This window comes from Rhodobacter calidifons, assembly GCF_011174775.1.
In the GTDB taxonomy this organism is placed as follows: domain Bacteria; phylum Pseudomonadota; class Alphaproteobacteria; order Rhodobacterales; family Rhodobacteraceae; genus Tabrizicola; species Tabrizicola calidifons.
In genome coordinates this window covers 1-16,067 of record NZ_JAANHS010000025.1, presented here as the reverse complement: position 1 = coordinate 16,067, position 16,067 = coordinate 1, and the positions used below count along the sequence as shown (strand labels likewise).

Genomic DNA, 16,067 nt, shown 5'->3' with positions numbered 1-16,067 from the left:
CCGGACTGCCCTGCAAGGCTGAACCGGCCACTGACCTTTGAGGGCGCGCAGGTCTGGGACCTGGCGCAGCGCCTCGGTGGGCAGCTGCGCATCCTGCCCGGCGCGGTGATCGGCTGGGACATGGGCGCGGCGCTCGCGCTGGGCCGTGCGCTGGGTGTTCCGCCCCTCGCCATGGCCGAATTCCTGCCGCCCATCGAGGCGGTGATGGTGCGCAAGACCAACGAAACTCTCGCCGCTGAGCGCGGCTGAACCCCCGACGAGGCAATCCCCATGGCCGAGAAACGCGTATCCGTCCGCCTAGCGGCGGTCGGCGGGCGGCAAGTGCGTGCCGAACTGGAGGGTGTCGGCGAGGCGGGCGCGCGGGGTTTCGGCCGTCTGTCGCGTGAGATGGAACTGGCCAACACCCGTCTCGCCGCCTTCGCTAGGCGCGCCCGGATCGCGGCGGCGGCGGCGGCCGGGGCGCTGGCGGCGGCGGCCACGGCGATGATCCGCTCGGGGCTGTCCACCGTGGATGCGCAGGCCAAGCTCGCGGCCTCGCTCGACGCGACGGTCGAGAGCATCCAGGTCCTCGAGCGCGCAGGCGATCTGGCGGGCGTCTCCATGGGCCAGATTGAGCAGGCGACCGCGCAGCTGACGCGTCGCCTGAGCCAGGCGGCGGCTGGAGCCGGTCCCGCGACCGAGGCGCTCCGTCGCCTGCGGCTGTCGGCGGGAGAGCTGCAGGCCCTGCCGCTCGACCAGCGCATCGCGCTGATCCAGGATCGGCTGGCGGAATTCGTGCCCGAGGCCGAGCGCGCGGCGGTCGCCTCGCAGCTCTTCGGGGACCGGGCGGCGCTCGTGTTCACGCGGATCGACACGGCCACGCTGCGGCAGGCCACGCAGGATGTGCGCGATTTCGGGGTGGTGGTCTCGGACCAGGACGCCCGCCAGATCGAACGGACCAATGACGCCATCTCGCGGCTGGGCCTGATCTGGCGCGGGTTGTCGAACCAGCTCGCGGTCGCCGCCGCTCCCGCGCTGGAGGCCGTCGCCGATGCCGTGGCAGCGGTGGCGCGCACCACTGGCCCCCTCGGCATCGCGATCCGGACCCTGTTCGACAACCTCGGGCGGCTGGTGAGCATTGCGGGCACCTTCGCGGCCCTCATGGCCGGGCGCTGGGTTGCCGGGCTGGCGGCGGCGGCGCTGTCGGTGCGGGGACTGGCCACGGCGCTGGTGGTCCTGCGCGGCGCGCTGATCCGCACCGGCATCGGCGCGTTGATCGTCGGGGCGGGCGAGCTGGTCTATCAATTCTCCCGCCTCGTCTCGGGCGCAGGGGGCTTCGGCAACGCGCTCGAGCTGATGGGCAATGTCGCCCGCGCCGTCTGGGACGGCATCAAGACGACGATGGGCTCGCTGGTGGATGATTTCCGGGCGCTGCGTGCCGACATCGAGAGCATCTGGACCCGGCTCATGGCCTTCCTTGCGGGTAAGTGGGCCGACTTCCTCGGGATGATCGGGCCCACATTCAACGCCGTGGCCGACCGGATCGGCGCGGATTTCCAGATCGACTGGTTCGGCGCGCAGTCCTGGGCCTCGATGCTCGACCACGCCGCCAGCAACGCGGGCACCATGGCCGAGCGGTTTCGCCAGAGGGCGGCGAACACGCGAGCGGGTGCCTTCGACGGTGTGCGCGAGGCCGTCACCGCGCTGGTCGAGGCCGTACGCGGGTCGGGCGAGGAAACCGAGGGCGCGCTCGATGCCGCTGCAGCTGGCGCCCGGCGCGTTGCCGAGGCGCTGGGCGAGGCAGAGACCTCTGCGGGTCGCGAGGGCGCTGCCGGGCGTGAGGCCGGAACCCAGACCGCGACCGGAGCAGAGGAAGCCGTGACCGGATGGCAAGCGGTCACCGCCGCGCTGGCCGACTATGCGAGCAAGGCGCGCGAGATCGGCGCGGATATAGGCCAGGCTCTGGTGGGCGCGTTTGGGGCGGCCGAGAACGCGGTCGCCGACTTCGTGCGCAAGGGCAAGCTCGACTTCCGCGACCTGGTGACCTCGATGATCGCCGATCTGGCAAGGCTCGCGGCGCGGCGCTTCATCCTCGGCCCGCTCGCGGGGCTCCTGTCCGGTGTGCTCGGCGGCGCCGGGGGCATGTTAGCCTCGGTCCTGCACACGGGCGGCATGGTGGGCGCGCCGGGTCCCGGCCGGATGGTCGGCCACGGCTGGCGCGGGCGGGACAACCGTCATCAATACACCCACGGTCACCTTCGCCAATGCCGTGACGCAGGTCGGCATGCCCCAGGCCAACCTGACTGCGCAATTGCTCGGCCTCGGCGGGGCGACGGCCGACAGCTTCAACCGCCTGTCGGTCAACACCCCGGCCGTGCTGTTGAACAACGCAGGTGCCGGGGTCGAAGCCACAGTCAACAAGGCGGCCCCGGCGAATGATGCGGCCTTTGCCTTCAAGACCGGGTTCTCGGTGCGGGCGCTGATCGGGCTGCTCGGGTCGGACGATTTCAGCTTCAAGGTCAGCCCGGACGGGTCCGCCTTCTTCGAGGCGATCCGCATCGACCGAACCAGCGGCCAGGTGGAACTGCCCGAGCCCATGGTCCTGCCCGGCCTCAGCGCGGCGCCGCCCCCGCCACCGGCAGGCAAGGCGTCGGTCTACGCCCGCAGCCGCGCCGGGGCACCTTGGATCGATGTCATGCGCCCCTCGGGCAGGGACTTCCCCCTGCAGCCCCATTTCGGGGTGAACCGGATCGCGACATGGTCTCCCTCGGTCAGCACGACCATCACCACCGAAGGTCTGCCCATCACCTCAGTCGGCACGGTATCGCACCCGACGCTCGCCGCAACGAACCTTGCAGCCTCGATGCGCCGCTGGCGTCTGACCTCGGCGGCCGTCGTGGACTCGGTGGCCGACCAGCGATCGGCAGGCTGGGCCTGCTGGCGCGGCAATGCCGCAGGCCTCGGCGGCTGGACCTTCGTGACGCGGATTTCGCTGACGACCCTGCAAGCCACAGGCATGGGGTTCTTCGGCCTCTACGGCTCCACCGCCGCGCTGGCGACCACCCTGACACTAGCCGCCGCCATCAGCTGCATCGGTATCGGCTTCCAGCGCGGCACCCACACTCGCTGGCAGCTGGTGGCCAATGACGGCACCGGGGCGCCAACCCTGACCGACATGGGCACAGGCTTCGCGATTGCCACGGGCGGCGTGCTGACCCTGTTCATCGCCGCGCCGCCGAACAGCAGTTCCGTCTGGGTGCGGGTGGTGGACGAGGTTTCCGGCGCGATCTTCGAGCAGGAGATCACCGCCGACCTTCCGGCAGCAACGCAGTTCCTGTCGCCGCGCCTGTTCCTGAACACCGGCGCGACCGCCGCTGCCGTCGCCTTCGATTGCGCCGGGGTGTATCTGGAGACGGACTTCTGAACGGCCCGGATCTGCAACATGGCGATCGGCGTGGCTGCATCGGGCAAGGCGGAACTGGCGCGGCACCGCCGGTTTTGCCCGCCCTTGCGAACGCCGGCGATGCCTGCCGAACGTCAGCTGCCGCACCTCCGGCAGGGCCGCATCAGTGCCTGCCTGGCGGGACGAGGCGCTTGCGCAGTTCGATGCTTCCCGGCGTCGGACGGAAGCCGAGGGCGGTGTTCAGCCGGAGTGCCGGCAGGTTGCCGTCGAGGTTTGTCGTCTGCAGTGCGCGCGCGCCGTCCCGCCGGGCCGCGGCGATGAGGCGCAGTTTCAGCGCGCGGCCGAGGCCCCTGCCGCGCCAGGCGGCATGGACGCCCGTGAAAAAGGAATAGCCCTCCGCACCCATGGCCTGGCCCATCGTGAGGCCGACCAGGCGAGGATGATCCTCCCCGGCCGCGCGCCGGGGGCATCGCGCAGGACAGCGCGGTCAGATGGTCGGGCCTCCGATGGGACGAGGCGGCGATCCGATCCAAGGGTGCGTCATACCCGCTGCAAGCAGCCGAACCCCGGTCTCGGGTCCGGAGCAAGCGACCGGCGGGATCGTCGGAACCCCCTTGACGCTTTCGTGAGAGACGTTACACAATAACACTGACGGTTCCAAAGCCCGAAAGGGTGGCGGATAAAAAGGGAACGCGGTGAGGCGTAGGCATCAGCCACCGAACCCGCGACTGCCCCCGCAACTGTGAGCGGCGAGCGACCCTGCGAGAGCCACTGCCCCGAGGGGGCGGGAAGGTGCAGGCAAGCGGCGACCCGCGAGTCAGGAGACCTGCCGTCATGCCTTGCAACCCAACCCGGGCGGGGTGTCCCGGAGGAGACATGACCATGACGCCAGCGCAACCCATTGCGCGACAACGCATCGTCCTGCCCGCTCCGCAGCCCCGCGGAACGCGAAGGACGCTCCCTTGGGCCCAGCGGTTCACGACGCCCCCCTGACGACGGCCGACGTGGTCGGCGGTCGGCTTCCCTGTGGCCGATCCTGCGCCGCCTGTCCGCCGATCAACGCCGTGGCGCGGCAAATGGCTGATCTGTCGTCCCTCTTGGCCGCCGTCACCGGGCCCGACGGGGCGCCGCTGACCTTTGCGGTCGAGGTCGGCTGCCCCCTGGCGGCGGGGGGCATCTGCCGCCTGTCGCTGTGCCTGTCCGGCGGGCGGCTGGCGGTGATGGGGGCCGACCCGGGCACGGCGGGCGGGTGGCTGCAATGACCGGCACGCCCGATCACATCATCCTGTGCCTGTCCCAACCCAGCCTGTCGAGCCGGGACGAGGCGCGGATGCTCGCGGCCGTCCACCGCGCCGCCCGGTCCGTCTGGTCGCCGCCTGTCACCGTGGTGCGCCTGGAGGGGACGGGGCCGGGGCTCGCCTGCGCCTTGCGGGCGGCGCGCGACGGGGGCGCGCGGCACGTCCGCGTGGTGCCCACGGGCTTTCCCATGGCCGCGAACATCCGCGCCTGGCTGCCCGGCGCGGTGGCGCATTTCGCCACGACCGAAGGTGCAGCCGTGCGGATCGAGCTTGCCGAACCGCCCGAACCCGAGGATGCGGCCGAGGTGCTGGTTGCCCTGTCGCCGACGGCCCGCACGCAGGACGCCCGGGATCTGACCGCAAGCCTCGGCAAGCCCGGCTGGCAGTTCCTGCCCGACTTCGACATCCATCTGCTGGTCTGCACCGGTCCGCGCTGCGCCTTTCGCGGGGCGGGCCCCCTTCTGGCGCGGCTGAAGGCCCGGCTGGCCGCGGCCGGACTGTCGGACCGCTGCCTGACGACCTCTACCGGCTGCCTCTATCCCTGCAACCAGGGACCGCTTGTCGCGCTCTACCCGCAAGGGGCGTGGTACCGGATCCCCGACGAGGCCGCGCTCGACCGGCTGGTGACCGAGGTCATCGGCCGCGGGTCTGACCTGCCCGACCTACGGCTGGCAGAACGCCCCGGCAGCCGCCGGGCGACGATTTCCCCCAAAAGTGCAAGGAGACCTGCGTGATCCTGTCCCTGAGCCGCCGCGCCCTCTTGGCCGCGGCCGCAGCCGTCGCGCTTGGCCTGCCCGCGGCCGCGCATGATCACCACCCGCCGCTGCGTATCGTCACGTCCTTTGCCATCGACAGCATGAACCCGTGGGAGGACGGCTTCTGGATGCAGGAGTTCGGGCAGGCCGAGCTTCTGATGCAGTTCCGCGAGGACGGCAAGCACCATCCCTGGCTCCTGTCCGCGCTGGAGAACCCCGAGCCGACCCGCTGGGTCATGACCCTGCGCGAGGGGATCACCTTCCAGAACGGCAAGCCCGTCGATGCGCCCGCGGTCCTGGCCGCGATCGAGGCGGCCATCGCCAATTCGCAATCCGCCAAGGGCGCGGTTCCGGAGGGTGCCGCCTTCGCCGTGACCGGGCCGCTGGAGCTGACCGTGACCACGCCCGCGCCCTGGCCCGAGCTGCCCGGCGTGCTGGCGGATGAAGCCGTCTTCCTGATCCTCGACGCCGAGGCCGTGGCGGCGGTCGGCGAGGACTGGGGCAAGCTCGTGGGCGCGGGCATCTACACCGGCCCCTATGCCGTGACCGCGCTTGACGATGCGCGGATGGAGGCCGTCGCCCATCCTGGCTACTGGCAGGGCAAACCGGCGCTGCCGGGTCTGACCGTGGCCTTCGTGCCCGACGCCAACGCGCGTATCCTTGCCGTGCAGAACGACGAGGCCGACATCGCGCTCTACCCGCCGCTCGCGGCGCGACCTGCGGTCGATGCCACGCCAGGGGTGCATTTCAACATCGGCGCGCTGTCCACCGGCGGCTTCACCGGCTACATGAACCTCAGGCAGGGACCGCTGGCCGATGTCGCCGTGCGCAAGGCCGTGCTGCGCGCTGTGGACTATCGCGAGATCGCCGAGGACGTGTTCCGGGGCGGACTGGCGCAGGCGACCTCGCTTTACGCGGCGAACCTGCCTTTCGCGCTGGAAAACTACCGCACCGACCCGACCGAGGCGGCCGCCCTTCTGGATGCGGCCGGCTGGGTCGCGGGCCCGGACGGGATGCGCGCGAAGGACGGCGCGCCATTGTCGCTGGTTCTGGCCATCTATCCCCAGCAGCCCGACCTCGTGCCCCTGTCCACGGCCGTGCAGGCGCAACTGGCCCGCGTGGGCATCGGGGCCGAGGTGGTCAGCTACGACGGGATCAACCAGGCGCTGATGGAGCCGTCGAACCGCTGGGACATCGCCATGGTCTCGACCGGGGCGGCGGGCTGGGGGCGGGTGCAGAGCTTCCTGGACTCCTATCTCCTGCCCGGCGCCCGCCGGAACTACGGCGGCTATGACAACGCCGAGGTCAATGCGCTGGTCCCGGAACTGGCGACCGAACCCGATCCGGCCCGGCGCACCCAGATCCTCCATCGCATCCAGACGATCCTGTGGGACGAGGATCCCTATGCCTTCTCGTTCAACATCCATCTCGGGCGGGTGATCGTGAACGACCGCTATGCCTGCTACAAGCCGGGCTTCGCGCTCTACCACGTCTCCTGGCAGACGGCGCCTTGCGAGTGACGGGAGCCGTATCGCGGGGGCGCGGGATCATCCGCGCCCTCGTCCTGCGGCTGTGGCAGGCCGTTCTGGCCGCGGCGGGGGCGAGCCTGCTGGTCTGGCTGATGCTGCCGCTCGCCCCCGGCGATCCGGTGGACATGATCCTGTCAGCCCGGCGGATCGAGGAACCCACCGCCGAACAGATCGCTGCGCTGCGCGACCGCTTCGGGCTCGACCTGCCGTTCTGGCAGCGCTACCTCCTGTGGCTCGGCGGCGTCGTGCAGGGCGACTTCGGCCTGTCCTGGCGCACCGGCGAGCCGGTCTGGGACGGGCTGGTGCGCCGCCTGCCTGCCAGCCTGCAGCTTGTCGGGCTGTCCTTCGCGATCTCGGTCGGCTGGTCGCTGGCGCTGGCGCTGGTGGCGGCCCGCTGGACCGGGCGCTGGCCCGACCGGGTGGTGCTGGCCTATACCCGGATCCTGGCCGCAACGCCGTCCTTCGTGCTGGCGCTTCTGGTGTTGCAGTTCGCGGTGGTGGGGCTCGGCCTCGGGCGTGTGCTGTCCGGCGGGGCCGGGGCCACGCTGGTGCTGGCCGCCGCCGTGCTGGGCATCGACCGCGCGGCGGGCTGGACGCAGCTCTTGCGCGCCGGCCTGATCGAGCATCTGGCCCGGGGCCCGGCCGACGTCGCGCGGGCGCGGGGGGCAGGCCCCGGCCGGGTGCTGACGGTCTATGCCCTGCCCCCCGCGCTGCTGCCCTGGCTGACGGCGCTGGGGATCAGCCTGGGCGGCCTGATCGGCGGCGCGCCGGTCCTCGAGGCCATCTTCACCTGGCCCGGGGTGGGCCAGCACGTTCTGACCGCCCTGTCGGTGCGCGACGTGCCGGTGATCCAGGCCTTCGTGCTGATCGCGGTCCTGGCCTATGTGGCGGCAAGCCTGCTGGTCGATGCGCTGGCGCTGCTGATCGACCCGCGGCTGAGGCCCGAGGCGCGCCGCTGATGCTGGCCCGCCCGCGCCTGGCCGCTGCGATGCCTGCGCGCCCTGCCTCGGGGCTTGTCGCAGGCCTGTCCCGCCATCCTTCAGGCCGCTGGGGGCTGATCCTGGCCCTGACGCTCGGGGCTGTGGCGGTCGCCGGGCCGTGGCTTGCACCGCATCCGCCGAACATCCCCGACTATGGCGCCGCCCTGCGCCCGCCGGGGCCGGGCCATTGGCTGGGCACCGATGCCACCGGCCGGAACCAGCTGTCGCGGCTTCTGGACGGCGCGCGCCGGTCGCTTGGCGGGGCGGCGCTGGTGGCGGTCGCGATCACGCTGATCGGGCTGGTCGTGGGCACCCTTGCCGCGCTGGGCGCGCGCTGGGTCGATGCCGTTGTCATGCGCGCGGTCGATGTGGTGATGGCCTTGCCCGGCCTGATCCTCGCCTTCGCCGTGATCGGTCTGCTCGGCCCCGGCTACACCAACCTGCTGATCGCCCTGATCGCCGCCGACTGGGCCTACACGGCCCGCATCGCCCGCGCCTGTGCCTTCGAGGCCGTGCGCAGCCCGGCCGCGATCGTGGCGCGCCAGATCGGGGTGCCGGAATGGCGGGTCATCCTGCACCACGTGCTGCCGCCGGTGTTCTGGCCGCTTCTGGTGCTGGGCACGCTGGGCCTTGGCGGGCAGATCGCGGCGATTTCGGCCTTTTCCTTCCTCGGGCTCGGGGTGCAGGTGCCCCATGCCGAATGGGGGGCGATGCTGGCCGACTCGCGCCATCTGTTCACGGTCGCGCCCTGGCTGCTGCTGGCGCCCGCGGCCTGCATCCTGCTGTCGGTGCTGGCCTCGAACCTGCTGGGCGAGGCGCTGCGCGACCTTGCCACGCCCGAGGGCCGATCATGACCGAAGCCCTTCTCTCGGTCGCGGGGCTGTCGGTCTCCTACGGCGGCATACCGGTGCTGCGCGACATCGCCTTCGACCTTGCCCCGGGCGAGACGCTGGCCATCCTGGGCCTCTCGGGCTGCGGCAAGAGCACGCTCCTGCGCGCCTTGCTCGGCCTGCTGCCGCCTTCGGCCCATGTGGAGGGCACAGCGCGAACCGCAAGCGGCCCCGTCCGGCTTGCCGACCGCGCCGCGCTGCGGCAACGCCTGGGGCGCGAGATCGGCTTTGTCGCGCAGAACCCCTTCGACGCCTGCGCCCCCCTGCGCCGCGTCCGCGCCCATGTCGAGGAGGCCTGGCGCGCCCATGGCCTGCCCCCCGACGCCGCCCGGATCGCCGGGCTCTGCGCGCAGCTCGGGCTCGATCCGGCCACGCTCGACCGCCACCCGCACGAATGGTCGGGCGGCATGTTGCAGCGGGCCAACATCGCCGCGGCGGTGGCGCTGGCCCCGCCTGTCGTTCTGGCCGACGAGCCGACCTCGGCCGTAGATGCCGAAACCGCGGATGCCGTGATGGCCTGCCTGCGCGCCGGTGCGCCGGGGACCGTCGTCGTCAGCCATGACCTGCCGCTGGTGCAGCGCATCGCCGACCGGGTGCTGCTGATCGAGGACGGCCGCATCGCCGCGGTGGCCGCGCGCGCTGATCTCGCCGCCGACCGGCTGCCCCCTGCCCTGCGCGCCTTCCGGCAGGCCGGGGCGGTCGCGCGCCCGGCCGCGCCGGGGGGCGAGGTAGTGCTCGCGGCGTCGGGTCTGGCCGTGGCGCGCGGCGGGCTGCGGCTGATCGAGGGGCTCGATCTGGCGCTCTGCCGCGGCGAGGTCATCGGCATCGCCGGGCGGTCCGGCACGGGCAAGAGCACGCTGCTGGCGGTTCTGGCGGGCGCGCTGCCCCCGGCCGCAGGGGTCATCCGCCGCTCCGGCGCCCTGCGGCCGCCGCAGCGGGGCGAAGTCCTGAGCCTGTTCCAGGATTCCCTGTCCAGCATGAACCGGCGCTGGCCCCTGTCGCGGATCGTTGCGGAACCCCTGACCGTAGCACCCCGTCGGGTGCCGGGGCGCGCACGCCGGGATGCCGCGGTCGGGGCGCTTGCTGCCTTCGGGCTAGGCCATCTCGACCCCGGCCTGCGGCCGGAACACCTGTCTTTCGGTCAGGCGCAACGGGTGACGCTGGCCCGCGCGAGCCTGGCCGGCCCGGCGCTTGTTCTGGCCGACGAGCCCACCAGTGCGCTTGATCCGCGGCAGAAGGCGCGCGCCCTCGACGGGCTGGCCCGGCTGGCCGAGGCGGGCGCGGGGATCGTCCTTGTCAGCCACGACCGCGCCTTGCTCGACACCTTCTGCCATCGGACGCTGCTGGTCGGGTGGTCGGGCCAGGGCCCTGCGCCTGAACGGTCGGCGCCCGCCGCACCCTGCCGCCCGCGCGCCTAGAGGGTGATCACCTGATCGGGCGGGTTGCCGGCAAGTGCGCCGTAGAGCTGCGGGAAGCAGCCGGCGACCACGCCCGGCACGCAGTCCTTCGCCACCACTTCGCCCGAGCCGCACTGGTGGAACTCGCCCTCGGCAAGGCCCCGGCGCATGGCGCAGTCGTCGCAGATCATCAGCAGGATGTTCCTTTCGGCGGCGATCCGGGCCAGCCGCTCGCCCACCGGGTCGCCCGACCGCACCGTGTAGACGTTGTCGTCGAAGAACATGATGCCGACAACCTCGGCACCGTGGGTGCCCGCCTCGAGCTGGGGCAGGATCATGCGGGCGAGCTTGAAGGCCGAGGCCATGGGCGTGGCCAGAACATAGGCGACTTTCATTGGAAGACCTCAGAGTTGCGTGGGGTTGGGGGCGTCGCCATAGACGGCGACGGGGTCGAAGGTCCGCGCCGTTTCGGCAAAGCGCAGCGGCCCGCCGGCCTCGGCCCCCACCGGCACGGCGCGGTAGAAGCAGGAGCGGTAGCCGACATGGCAGGAGGCGCCCGAGCCCGCCACCGCGACGCGCAGCCAGAGCGCGTCCTGATCGTCGTCGATCCGCGCCTCGGTCACGCGCTGTACGAGGCCCGAGGTCGCCCCCTTGCGCCAGAGCGCCTGCCGCGACCGGCTGAAATAATGCGCCTCGCCCGTCTCGCGCGTGAGGCGCAGCGCCTCGGGGTTCATCCAGCCCAGCATCAGCACCTCGCCCGTGGCCGCATCGGTGGTGACGCAGGGCATCAAGCCGTCGGGGCCGAACTTCGGCGCAAGGATGCAGCCTTCCTCGACCTCTTCGACCGAGCGGCGAGGGTGGAAGGCGACGGGGGGAGTGGGCATGGGCAGCCTTGCAGATGACAATGTTATACTATAACAATCACGGCCGTCCCGAAGATGCAAGCAGGTCGCCCCATGCCCGCCCCGATCCCCGTCACGCTGCTCACCGGTTTTCTGGGCGCGGGCAAGACCACGCTGCTCAATCGGCTGCTGCACGACCCCGCGGCGGGGCGCATCGCGGTGGTGGTGAACGAATTCGGCGCGGCGGGGCTGGACCATGACCTGATCGAGGAGGCGGCCGAAGATGTGGTGCTGATGGCCTCGGGCTGCATCTGCTGCTCGATCCGGGGCGATCTGTCGAAGGCGCTGACTGCGCTTCTGGGGCGCAAGATGCGCAAGGATGTGGCCTTCGACCGGGTGGTGATCGAGACGACGGGGCTGGCCGATCCGGGGCCGATCCACCACACGCTGCTGGTCGATCCGGTGCTGGCGCCGAACTATGCGCTGGACGGGATCGTGACGGCGGTGGATGCGGCGCTGGGGGCGGGCACGCTGGAGCGTCACCTCGAGGCGCGGGCGCAGGTCGCCATGGCCGACCGGATCGTGCTGACCAAGACCGATCTGGCCGACGGGCCGGGCCTCGCGGCGCTGGAGGCACGGCTCGACCGGCTGAACCCCGGCGCGCCGCGGATCACCGCCGACCGGGGCGCGGTGCCGCCCGGCGCGCTCTTCGGCCTGTCCGCCCTGCGCCGCGCCATGGCGCCGGATCACGCGCTGGCCTAGCTGGCCCAGCCCGCGCCCGCCCCCCTGGCGCGGCTGTCGGGCCTGCCCCTGCCCAAGGCCGGCCCGCCGCCTGCGCTGCCCGCCGCCTCGCACCACGCCACGGACGACCGCATCGCCACCGCCTCGATCACCCTGACCGCGCCGATCCCGGCCGAGATCTTCGATTTCTGGCTCGAGACGCTGATCGCGCTGCGCGGCCCCGACATCCTGCGGATGAAGGGCATCCTGCATGTCGAGGGCGCGCCCTGCCCCTTCGTCGTGCATGGCGTGCAGCACATCTTCGATGCGCCCGTGCCGCTGAAGGACTGGCCCGCGTGCGACACCACCAGCCGCGTCGTCGTCATCGCCCGCGACATCCCGAAGCCCGATCTCGAGGCCAGCCTCGCCACGCTGCGCCTGCGCCCCGATCCGGTTGCGCTGCCCGAAGGCGTCACGGTGCACCGGCTCGAGGTGCCGTTCTGACCAGCATCGCCCCTGCGCCCCCCCGTTCCCTGACATCTGAGAGGTTTCCATGCCCCGACCCGACACCCGCCTTCCCGTCACCGTGCTGTCCGGCTTTCTGGGCGCGGGCAAGACCACGCTTCTCAACCGCGTGCTGAACAACCGCGAAGGCCGCCGCGTGGCGGTGATCGTCAACGACATGTCCGAGGTGAACATCGACGCCGACCTCGTGCGCGAAGGGGCCGAACTCAGCCGCGCCGAGGAGAAGCTGGTCGAGATGTCGAACGGCTGCATCTGCTGCACCCTGCGCGACGACCTGTTGCAGGAGGTGCGCCGGCTCGCCGCCGAGGGGCGCTTCGACTATCTCTTGATCGAAAGCACGGGCATTTCCGAGCTGCTACCGGTGGCCGCCACCTTCGACTTCCGCGACGAGAAGGGCGAGAGCCTGTCGGATGTCGCCCGGCTCGACACGATGGTGACGGTCGTGGATGCGGTGAACCTGCTCAAGGATTTCTCCAGCCACGACTTCCTGCGCGACCGGGGCGAACATCTGGGCGAGGGCGACGACCGCAGCCTCGTCAACCTGCTGACCGAGCAGATCGAGTTTGCCGATGTGGTGATCCTGAACAAGGTCACCGACGCGGGGCCGGCCCGGACCGATGCCGCGCGCAAGATCACCCTACATGCACGACGGCTCGATCGCGACGCTGGACGAGGTGATCCGCCACTACGCCGCCGGCGGACGCAGCATCACCGAAGGCCCCCATGCCGGCGCGGGCCACGCCAATCCCCACAAGGACGCGCTGATCGGCGGCTTCGCGATTTCGGACGCCGAGATCGCCGACCTCATCGCCTTTCTCGAAAGCCTGACGGACAGGGATTTCCTGACCGATCCGGCCTTTGCGGACCCCTGGCCGGACGGGCACCCGGCCAATGCGAACAGGGTCATGCCCCTCAACTGAACCCGGAAAAGGAAACACCAACATGAAGCATGTTCTTGCCGCCGCGGCCGTCGCTCTGCCCCTGACCATCGGGTCTCAGGCGCTGGCCCACGCCACCTTCGCCGAGACCGAAGTCGTCCAGGGCCAGACCGCCCGCCTGACCCTGCGCGTGCCGCACGGCTGCGGCGACGAGGCGACGCTGCGGGTGCGCGTCCAGATCCCCGAGGGCCTGATCGCCGCCCAGCCGATGGTCAAGCCCGGCTGGACGCTGGAAACCGTCAAGGGCCCCTATGAGCACAGCTACGAGCTCTGGGGCAAGACCCTCACCGAAGGCGTGCGCGAGATCATCTGGTCGGGCGAGCTGCCCTCGGAATACTACGACGAATTCGTGTTCCGCGCCCGCGTGACCGACCGTCTGCCGGCGGGCGAGATGGTCTATATCCCCGCCATCCAGGAATGCGCGAACGGCGCCGAACGCTGGATCGAGATTTCCGCCGCCGACCAGGACAGCCACGATCTGAAGGATCCGGCCCCGGGCTTCAAGGTCATCGCCCCCGGCGAGGCCGCCCACAAGCATTGAGCTGCGTGAAGGCCGGTTCGCAAAGGCGTTCCTGGCCGGCCTGCACACTAGGCGCGCGCATATTCCTGTTTGCGCGGCGCCGACTTCCCGCCGGGTCGAGATTCCCGGACCCGGCGGGCTTTTCCCAAGGATCATCCGACCATGACTCGTCTGCTGCTTGCGCTCCTTCTCGCCCTTCTGCCCCTTCAGGCGCTGGCCCATGCGCAGCTGCGCGCATCCGACCCGGCCGAAGGGGCGGTGCTGGCCGAGGCCCCGGCCGTGGCACGGCTCGCGTTCAACGAGGCGGTCGCGCCGCTGATCCTGCGGCTCATCGGTCCTGACGGCGCGGCATCCGACCCCCAGGGCCGGGCCGAGAACGCCACCCTCACCGTCGCGCTGCCCGCGGGCCTGGCCCGAGGCACGCAGCTTCTGTCCTGGCGCGTGGTCTCGGACGACGGGCACCCGGTCGGCGGGACGCTGACGTTTCACATCGGCGCGCCCTCGGCCACCCCGCCGACCCCGGCAGAGCTTGCGGCGGGGGCGGCGCGGATGGCGGCAGCGCTGCGCCTGGCGCTGACGGTCGCGCTTGTCACTGCCGTGGGTCTGGGGCTGTTTTCGGCGCTGGTGGCGCGCGCCCCGATGCCGCCCGCGCTGCTGGCCATCGGGCGTGTGGCCGCCGCCGCGACCCTGCCGCTGGGCGCGTGTCTGATCGGGGTGCAGGGGCTCGACATGCTGTCGCTTCCCGTTTCGGCGTTCCTGTCCGCTGCGCCGTGGACGGCGGGCCTTGCCGCGCCCGTCGCCGTGACGGTCGCGCTGTCGGTGCTTGCGGCGGGCCTGGCCGGGGTTGGCACGCCTGCGGGCGATGGGCGCCTGAGGTCGGGGTTCGCGCTGGGGGCCTGGGCGCTGGCGGCGCTGTCCTTCGCGGCCTCGGGCCATGCCGCAGCCGCCGCGCCGCGCGCCCTGACCGTTCCGGCCGTGGCCCTGCATGCCGCGGCGCTGATCTTCTGGATGGGGGCGCTTCTGCCGCTTCTGCTCGCCCTGCGCGGGCCGCAGGCGGGGCTGCTGCTGCGGCGGTTCTCAAGCCTCGCCGTGCCGCTGGTCGGGCTTCTTGTCCTCAGCGGTGCGACGCTGACCTGGGCGCAGGCGGGCAGCCTTGCGGCGCTGGCGGGGTCGGCCTATGGCCTTGTGCTTGGCGCGAAACTCGCGCTGGTGGCGGGGCTTCTGGCGCTGGCCGCGCGCAACCGCCTGCTACTGACGCCCGCGCTGGCGGCGGGGCGCGCCGATGCCGCGCCGCGGCTTGCCCGCGCCATCCGGGCCGAGATCGTGCTGGGCCTCCTCGTCCTCGCCCTTGCCTCGAGCTTCCGGCTGACCCCGCCCCCCCGCGCGCTGATCGAACCGGCCAAGCCGCTTTATGCCCACATCCACACCGCCCGCGCCATGGCCGACATCCGCCTGACCCCGGGCCGCGCGGGGCCGGTCGAGGTCTCGCTCGGGCCGCAGACCGGCGATTTCGACGAACTGGTCCCGCAGGAGGTCGAGGTCGTCCTGACCCAGCCCGAGACCGGGATCGAACCGATCCGGCTGACCGCCCTGCACGGCGGCGACGGGCTCTGGCACGCCGGGCCCGTGACCCTGCCGGTTCCGGGCGAGTGGGAGGTCGCCCTGCGCCTGCTGATCAGCGATTTCGAGCGCGTGACGCTGACCGGCACGCTGACCCTGCCCGACTGACCGGAGCCTGCGATGCGACAGCTTGCCCTTGCCCTAGCGTTTCTTGCGGCCCCCGCCGCCGCCCATGAGGTGACGACCGAGACGCTGGTCATCGACCACCCCTATGCGCTGGAAACCCCGGCCACCGCCCTGTCCGGGCCTGGCTTCCTGACGATCACCAACACCGGCGACGCGCCCGACCGCCTGCTCGCGGTGCGCGCCGCCTTTGCGCGCGTGGTCCTGCGCGGGTCCGAGGGGCAGGTCGGTCCCGAGGGCATCGCCATCGCCCCGGGCCAGACGGTCACGCTGGCCCCCGGCGGGATGCATGTGCTGTTCATGGGGCTGGACGGCGACCCTTTCGAGGAAGGCGAGCGCATTCCGGCCACGCTTGTCTTCGAACGCGCGGGCGAGATCGCGGTCGAGTTCTGGGTCGAACCGCGCACGGGAGCAGGCCCCCATCGTACGCCGTCGGGCGGCGCCGACCGCGGCGACCCGGCCACCCAGGCGGCGGTGCGCGCGGCCCTTGACCGGCTCATGGGCGATGGCGCGGCGGCGGGCCCCGTCGCGCTTGCCGCGGATGCGGC

The 16,067-nt window shown here is 71.9% G+C and carries 16 protein-coding genes, 2 pseudogenes and 1 riboswitch; of the genes and pseudogenes, 14 read left to right on the top strand and 4 right to left on the bottom strand.

Going from position 1 to position 16,067, the window contains the following annotated elements:
* Together G8O29_RS17305 and G8O29_RS17300 are read left to right on the top strand one after the other, a co-directional pair.
* On the top strand, positions 1-249 hold a 249-nt coding region (locus G8O29_RS17305), incomplete at its 5' end, for a DUF7697 family protein (RefSeq protein WP_242679168.1).
* Between the two features lie 21 nt (positions 250-270).
* The gene (locus G8O29_RS17300) at positions 271-2,418 is read left to right on the top strand and encodes a phage tail tape measure C-terminal domain-containing protein (protein WP_207623958.1); all 2,148 of its coding nucleotides are present in this window, start codon (positions 271-273) and stop codon (positions 2,416-2,418) included.
* A gap of 1,127 nt (positions 2,419-3,545) precedes the next feature.
* Here G8O29_RS17300 and G8O29_RS17290 read toward each other — a convergent pair.
* A pseudogene (locus G8O29_RS17290) lies at positions 3,546-3,818 on the bottom strand (GNAT family N-acetyltransferase); the annotation flags it as partial.
* 199 nt (positions 3,819-4,017) lie between these two features.
* Positions 4,018-4,230, top strand: a riboswitch (cobalamin riboswitch).
* 228 nt (positions 4,231-4,458) lie between these two features.
* On the opposite strand from G8O29_RS17290, the gene G8O29_RS17285 reads away from it, so the two are divergent.
* The 6 genes from G8O29_RS17285 to G8O29_RS17260 are packed head-to-tail and all read left to right on the top strand — an operon-like array spanning position 4,459 to position 10,252.
* A complete protein-coding gene (locus tag G8O29_RS17285) occupies positions 4,459-4,644 on the top strand; it encodes a hypothetical protein (protein ID WP_166404463.1) in 186 nt (61 codons plus the stop codon).
* Entirely contained in the window at positions 4,641-5,414 is a 774-nt protein-coding gene (locus G8O29_RS17280) for a (2Fe-2S) ferredoxin domain-containing protein (RefSeq protein WP_166404462.1), read from the top strand. Before G8O29_RS17285 ends, G8O29_RS17280 begins: the two co-directional genes overlap by 4 nt.
* The gene (locus G8O29_RS17275) at positions 5,411-6,955 is read left to right on the top strand and encodes an ABC transporter substrate-binding protein (RefSeq protein ID WP_367890195.1); all 1,545 of its coding nucleotides are present in this window, start codon (positions 5,411-5,413) and stop codon (positions 6,953-6,955) included. Before G8O29_RS17280 ends, G8O29_RS17275 begins: the two co-directional genes overlap by 4 nt.
* A complete protein-coding gene (locus G8O29_RS17270; RefSeq protein ID WP_367890194.1) occupies positions 6,952-7,923 on the top strand; it encodes an ABC transporter permease in 972 nt (323 codons plus the stop codon). Before G8O29_RS17275 ends, G8O29_RS17270 begins: the two co-directional genes overlap by 4 nt.
* On the top strand, positions 7,923-8,798 hold the full coding sequence (locus tag G8O29_RS17265) for an ABC transporter permease (protein WP_166404461.1): 876 nt from the start codon (positions 7,923-7,925) through the stop codon (positions 8,796-8,798). The genes G8O29_RS17270 and G8O29_RS17265 overlap by 1 nt, the downstream gene beginning before the upstream one ends.
* A complete protein-coding gene (locus G8O29_RS17260; RefSeq protein ID WP_166404460.1) occupies positions 8,795-10,252 on the top strand; it encodes an ABC transporter ATP-binding protein in 1,458 nt (485 codons plus the stop codon). Before G8O29_RS17265 ends, G8O29_RS17260 begins: the two co-directional genes overlap by 4 nt.
* On the opposite strand, the gene G8O29_RS17255 is transcribed toward G8O29_RS17260, so the two are convergent.
* Complete coding sequence (locus G8O29_RS17255) at positions 10,249-10,626, bottom strand: SaoD/DsrE family protein (protein WP_166404459.1); 378 nt, start codon at positions 10,624-10,626, stop codon at positions 10,249-10,251. The two genes, G8O29_RS17260 and G8O29_RS17255, sit on opposite strands and share 4 nt — an antisense overlap.
* A gap of 9 nt (positions 10,627-10,635) precedes the next feature.
* Positions 10,636-11,115: a phosphoribosyl-AMP cyclohydrolase gene (hisI, locus tag G8O29_RS17250; RefSeq protein WP_166404458.1), complete on the bottom strand. Its 480-nt coding sequence runs from the start codon at positions 11,113-11,115 to the stop codon at positions 10,636-10,638.
* A gap of 72 nt (positions 11,116-11,187) precedes the next feature.
* Between hisI and G8O29_RS18620 the strand changes: the two genes are divergently transcribed.
* Positions 11,188-11,835 carry a CobW family GTP-binding protein gene (locus G8O29_RS18620; RefSeq protein WP_242679167.1) on the top strand — a complete coding sequence of 216 codons (648 nt, stop codon included), beginning with the start codon at positions 11,188-11,190 and terminating at the stop codon, positions 11,833-11,835.
* Here the strand turns inward: G8O29_RS18620 and G8O29_RS18615 are convergent.
* Positions 11,832-12,059, bottom strand: a complete 228-nt coding sequence (locus tag G8O29_RS18615) for a hypothetical protein (RefSeq protein ID WP_242679166.1) — start codon at positions 12,057-12,059, stop codon at positions 11,832-11,834. The two genes, G8O29_RS18620 and G8O29_RS18615, sit on opposite strands and share 4 nt — an antisense overlap.
* Here G8O29_RS18615 and G8O29_RS18610 point away from each other — a divergent pair.
* From G8O29_RS18610 to G8O29_RS17225, 5 genes and pseudogenes are all read left to right on the top strand, one after another.
* The gene (locus tag G8O29_RS18610; RefSeq protein ID WP_367890196.1) at positions 11,962-12,297 is read left to right on the top strand and encodes a CobW C-terminal domain-containing protein; all 336 of its coding nucleotides are present in this window, start codon (positions 11,962-11,964) and stop codon (positions 12,295-12,297) included. The two genes, G8O29_RS18615 and G8O29_RS18610, sit on opposite strands and share 98 nt — an antisense overlap.
* A gap of 49 nt (positions 12,298-12,346) precedes the next feature.
* A pseudogene (locus tag G8O29_RS17240) lies at positions 12,347-12,985 on the top strand (GTP-binding protein); the annotation flags it as partial.
* Positions 12,986-13,260: 275 nt separating this feature from the next.
* Positions 13,261-13,797: a YcnI family copper-binding membrane protein gene (locus G8O29_RS17235; protein WP_166404457.1), complete on the top strand. Its 537-nt coding sequence runs from the start codon at positions 13,261-13,263 to the stop codon at positions 13,795-13,797.
* A 141-nt stretch (positions 13,798-13,938) separates the two neighbouring features.
* Positions 13,939-15,504 (top strand): copper resistance CopC/CopD family protein, encoded by a 1,566-nt coding sequence (locus G8O29_RS17230; RefSeq protein WP_166404456.1) that lies wholly within the window; start codon positions 13,939-13,941, stop codon positions 15,502-15,504.
* A 12-nt stretch (positions 15,505-15,516) separates the two neighbouring features.
* The coding region (locus G8O29_RS17225) for a copper chaperone PCu(A)C (protein WP_166404455.1) at positions 15,517-16,067 on the top strand (551 nt) is incomplete at its 3' end.

Bases quoted from the DNA above. Each gene is read 5' to 3' on its own strand.
- G8O29_RS17300 (WP_207623958.1), top strand. From the start codon at position 271: ATGGCCGAGAAACGCGTATCCGTCCGCCTAGCGGCGGTCGGCGGGCGG.
- G8O29_RS17285 (WP_166404463.1), top strand. From the start codon at position 4,459: ATGGCTGATCTGTCGTCCCTCTTGGCCGCCGTCACCGGGCCCGACGGG.
- G8O29_RS17280 (WP_166404462.1), top strand. From the start codon at position 4,641: ATGACCGGCACGCCCGATCACATCATCCTGTGCCTGTCCCAACCCAGC.
- G8O29_RS17265 (WP_166404461.1), top strand. From the start codon at position 7,923: ATGCTGGCCCGCCCGCGCCTGGCCGCTGCGATGCCTGCGCGCCCTGCC.
- G8O29_RS17260 (WP_166404460.1), top strand. From the start codon at position 8,795: ATGACCGAAGCCCTTCTCTCGGTCGCGGGGCTGTCGGTCTCCTACGGC.
- G8O29_RS17255 (WP_166404459.1), bottom strand. From the start codon at position 10,626: ATGAAAGTCGCCTATGTTCTGGCCACGCCCATGGCCTCGGCCTTCAAG.
- hisI (WP_166404458.1), bottom strand. From the start codon at position 11,115: ATGCCCACTCCCCCCGTCGCCTTCCACCCTCGCCGCTCGGTCGAAGAG.
- G8O29_RS18620 (WP_242679167.1), top strand. From the start codon at position 11,188: ATGCCCGCCCCGATCCCCGTCACGCTGCTCACCGGTTTTCTGGGCGCG.
- G8O29_RS18615 (WP_242679166.1), bottom strand. From the start codon at position 12,059: ATGCCCTTCATCCGCAGGATGTCGGGGCCGCGCAGCGCGATCAGCGTC.
- G8O29_RS17235 (WP_166404457.1), top strand. From the start codon at position 13,261: ATGAAGCATGTTCTTGCCGCCGCGGCCGTCGCTCTGCCCCTGACCATC.
- G8O29_RS17230 (WP_166404456.1), top strand. From the start codon at position 13,939: ATGACTCGTCTGCTGCTTGCGCTCCTTCTCGCCCTTCTGCCCCTTCAG.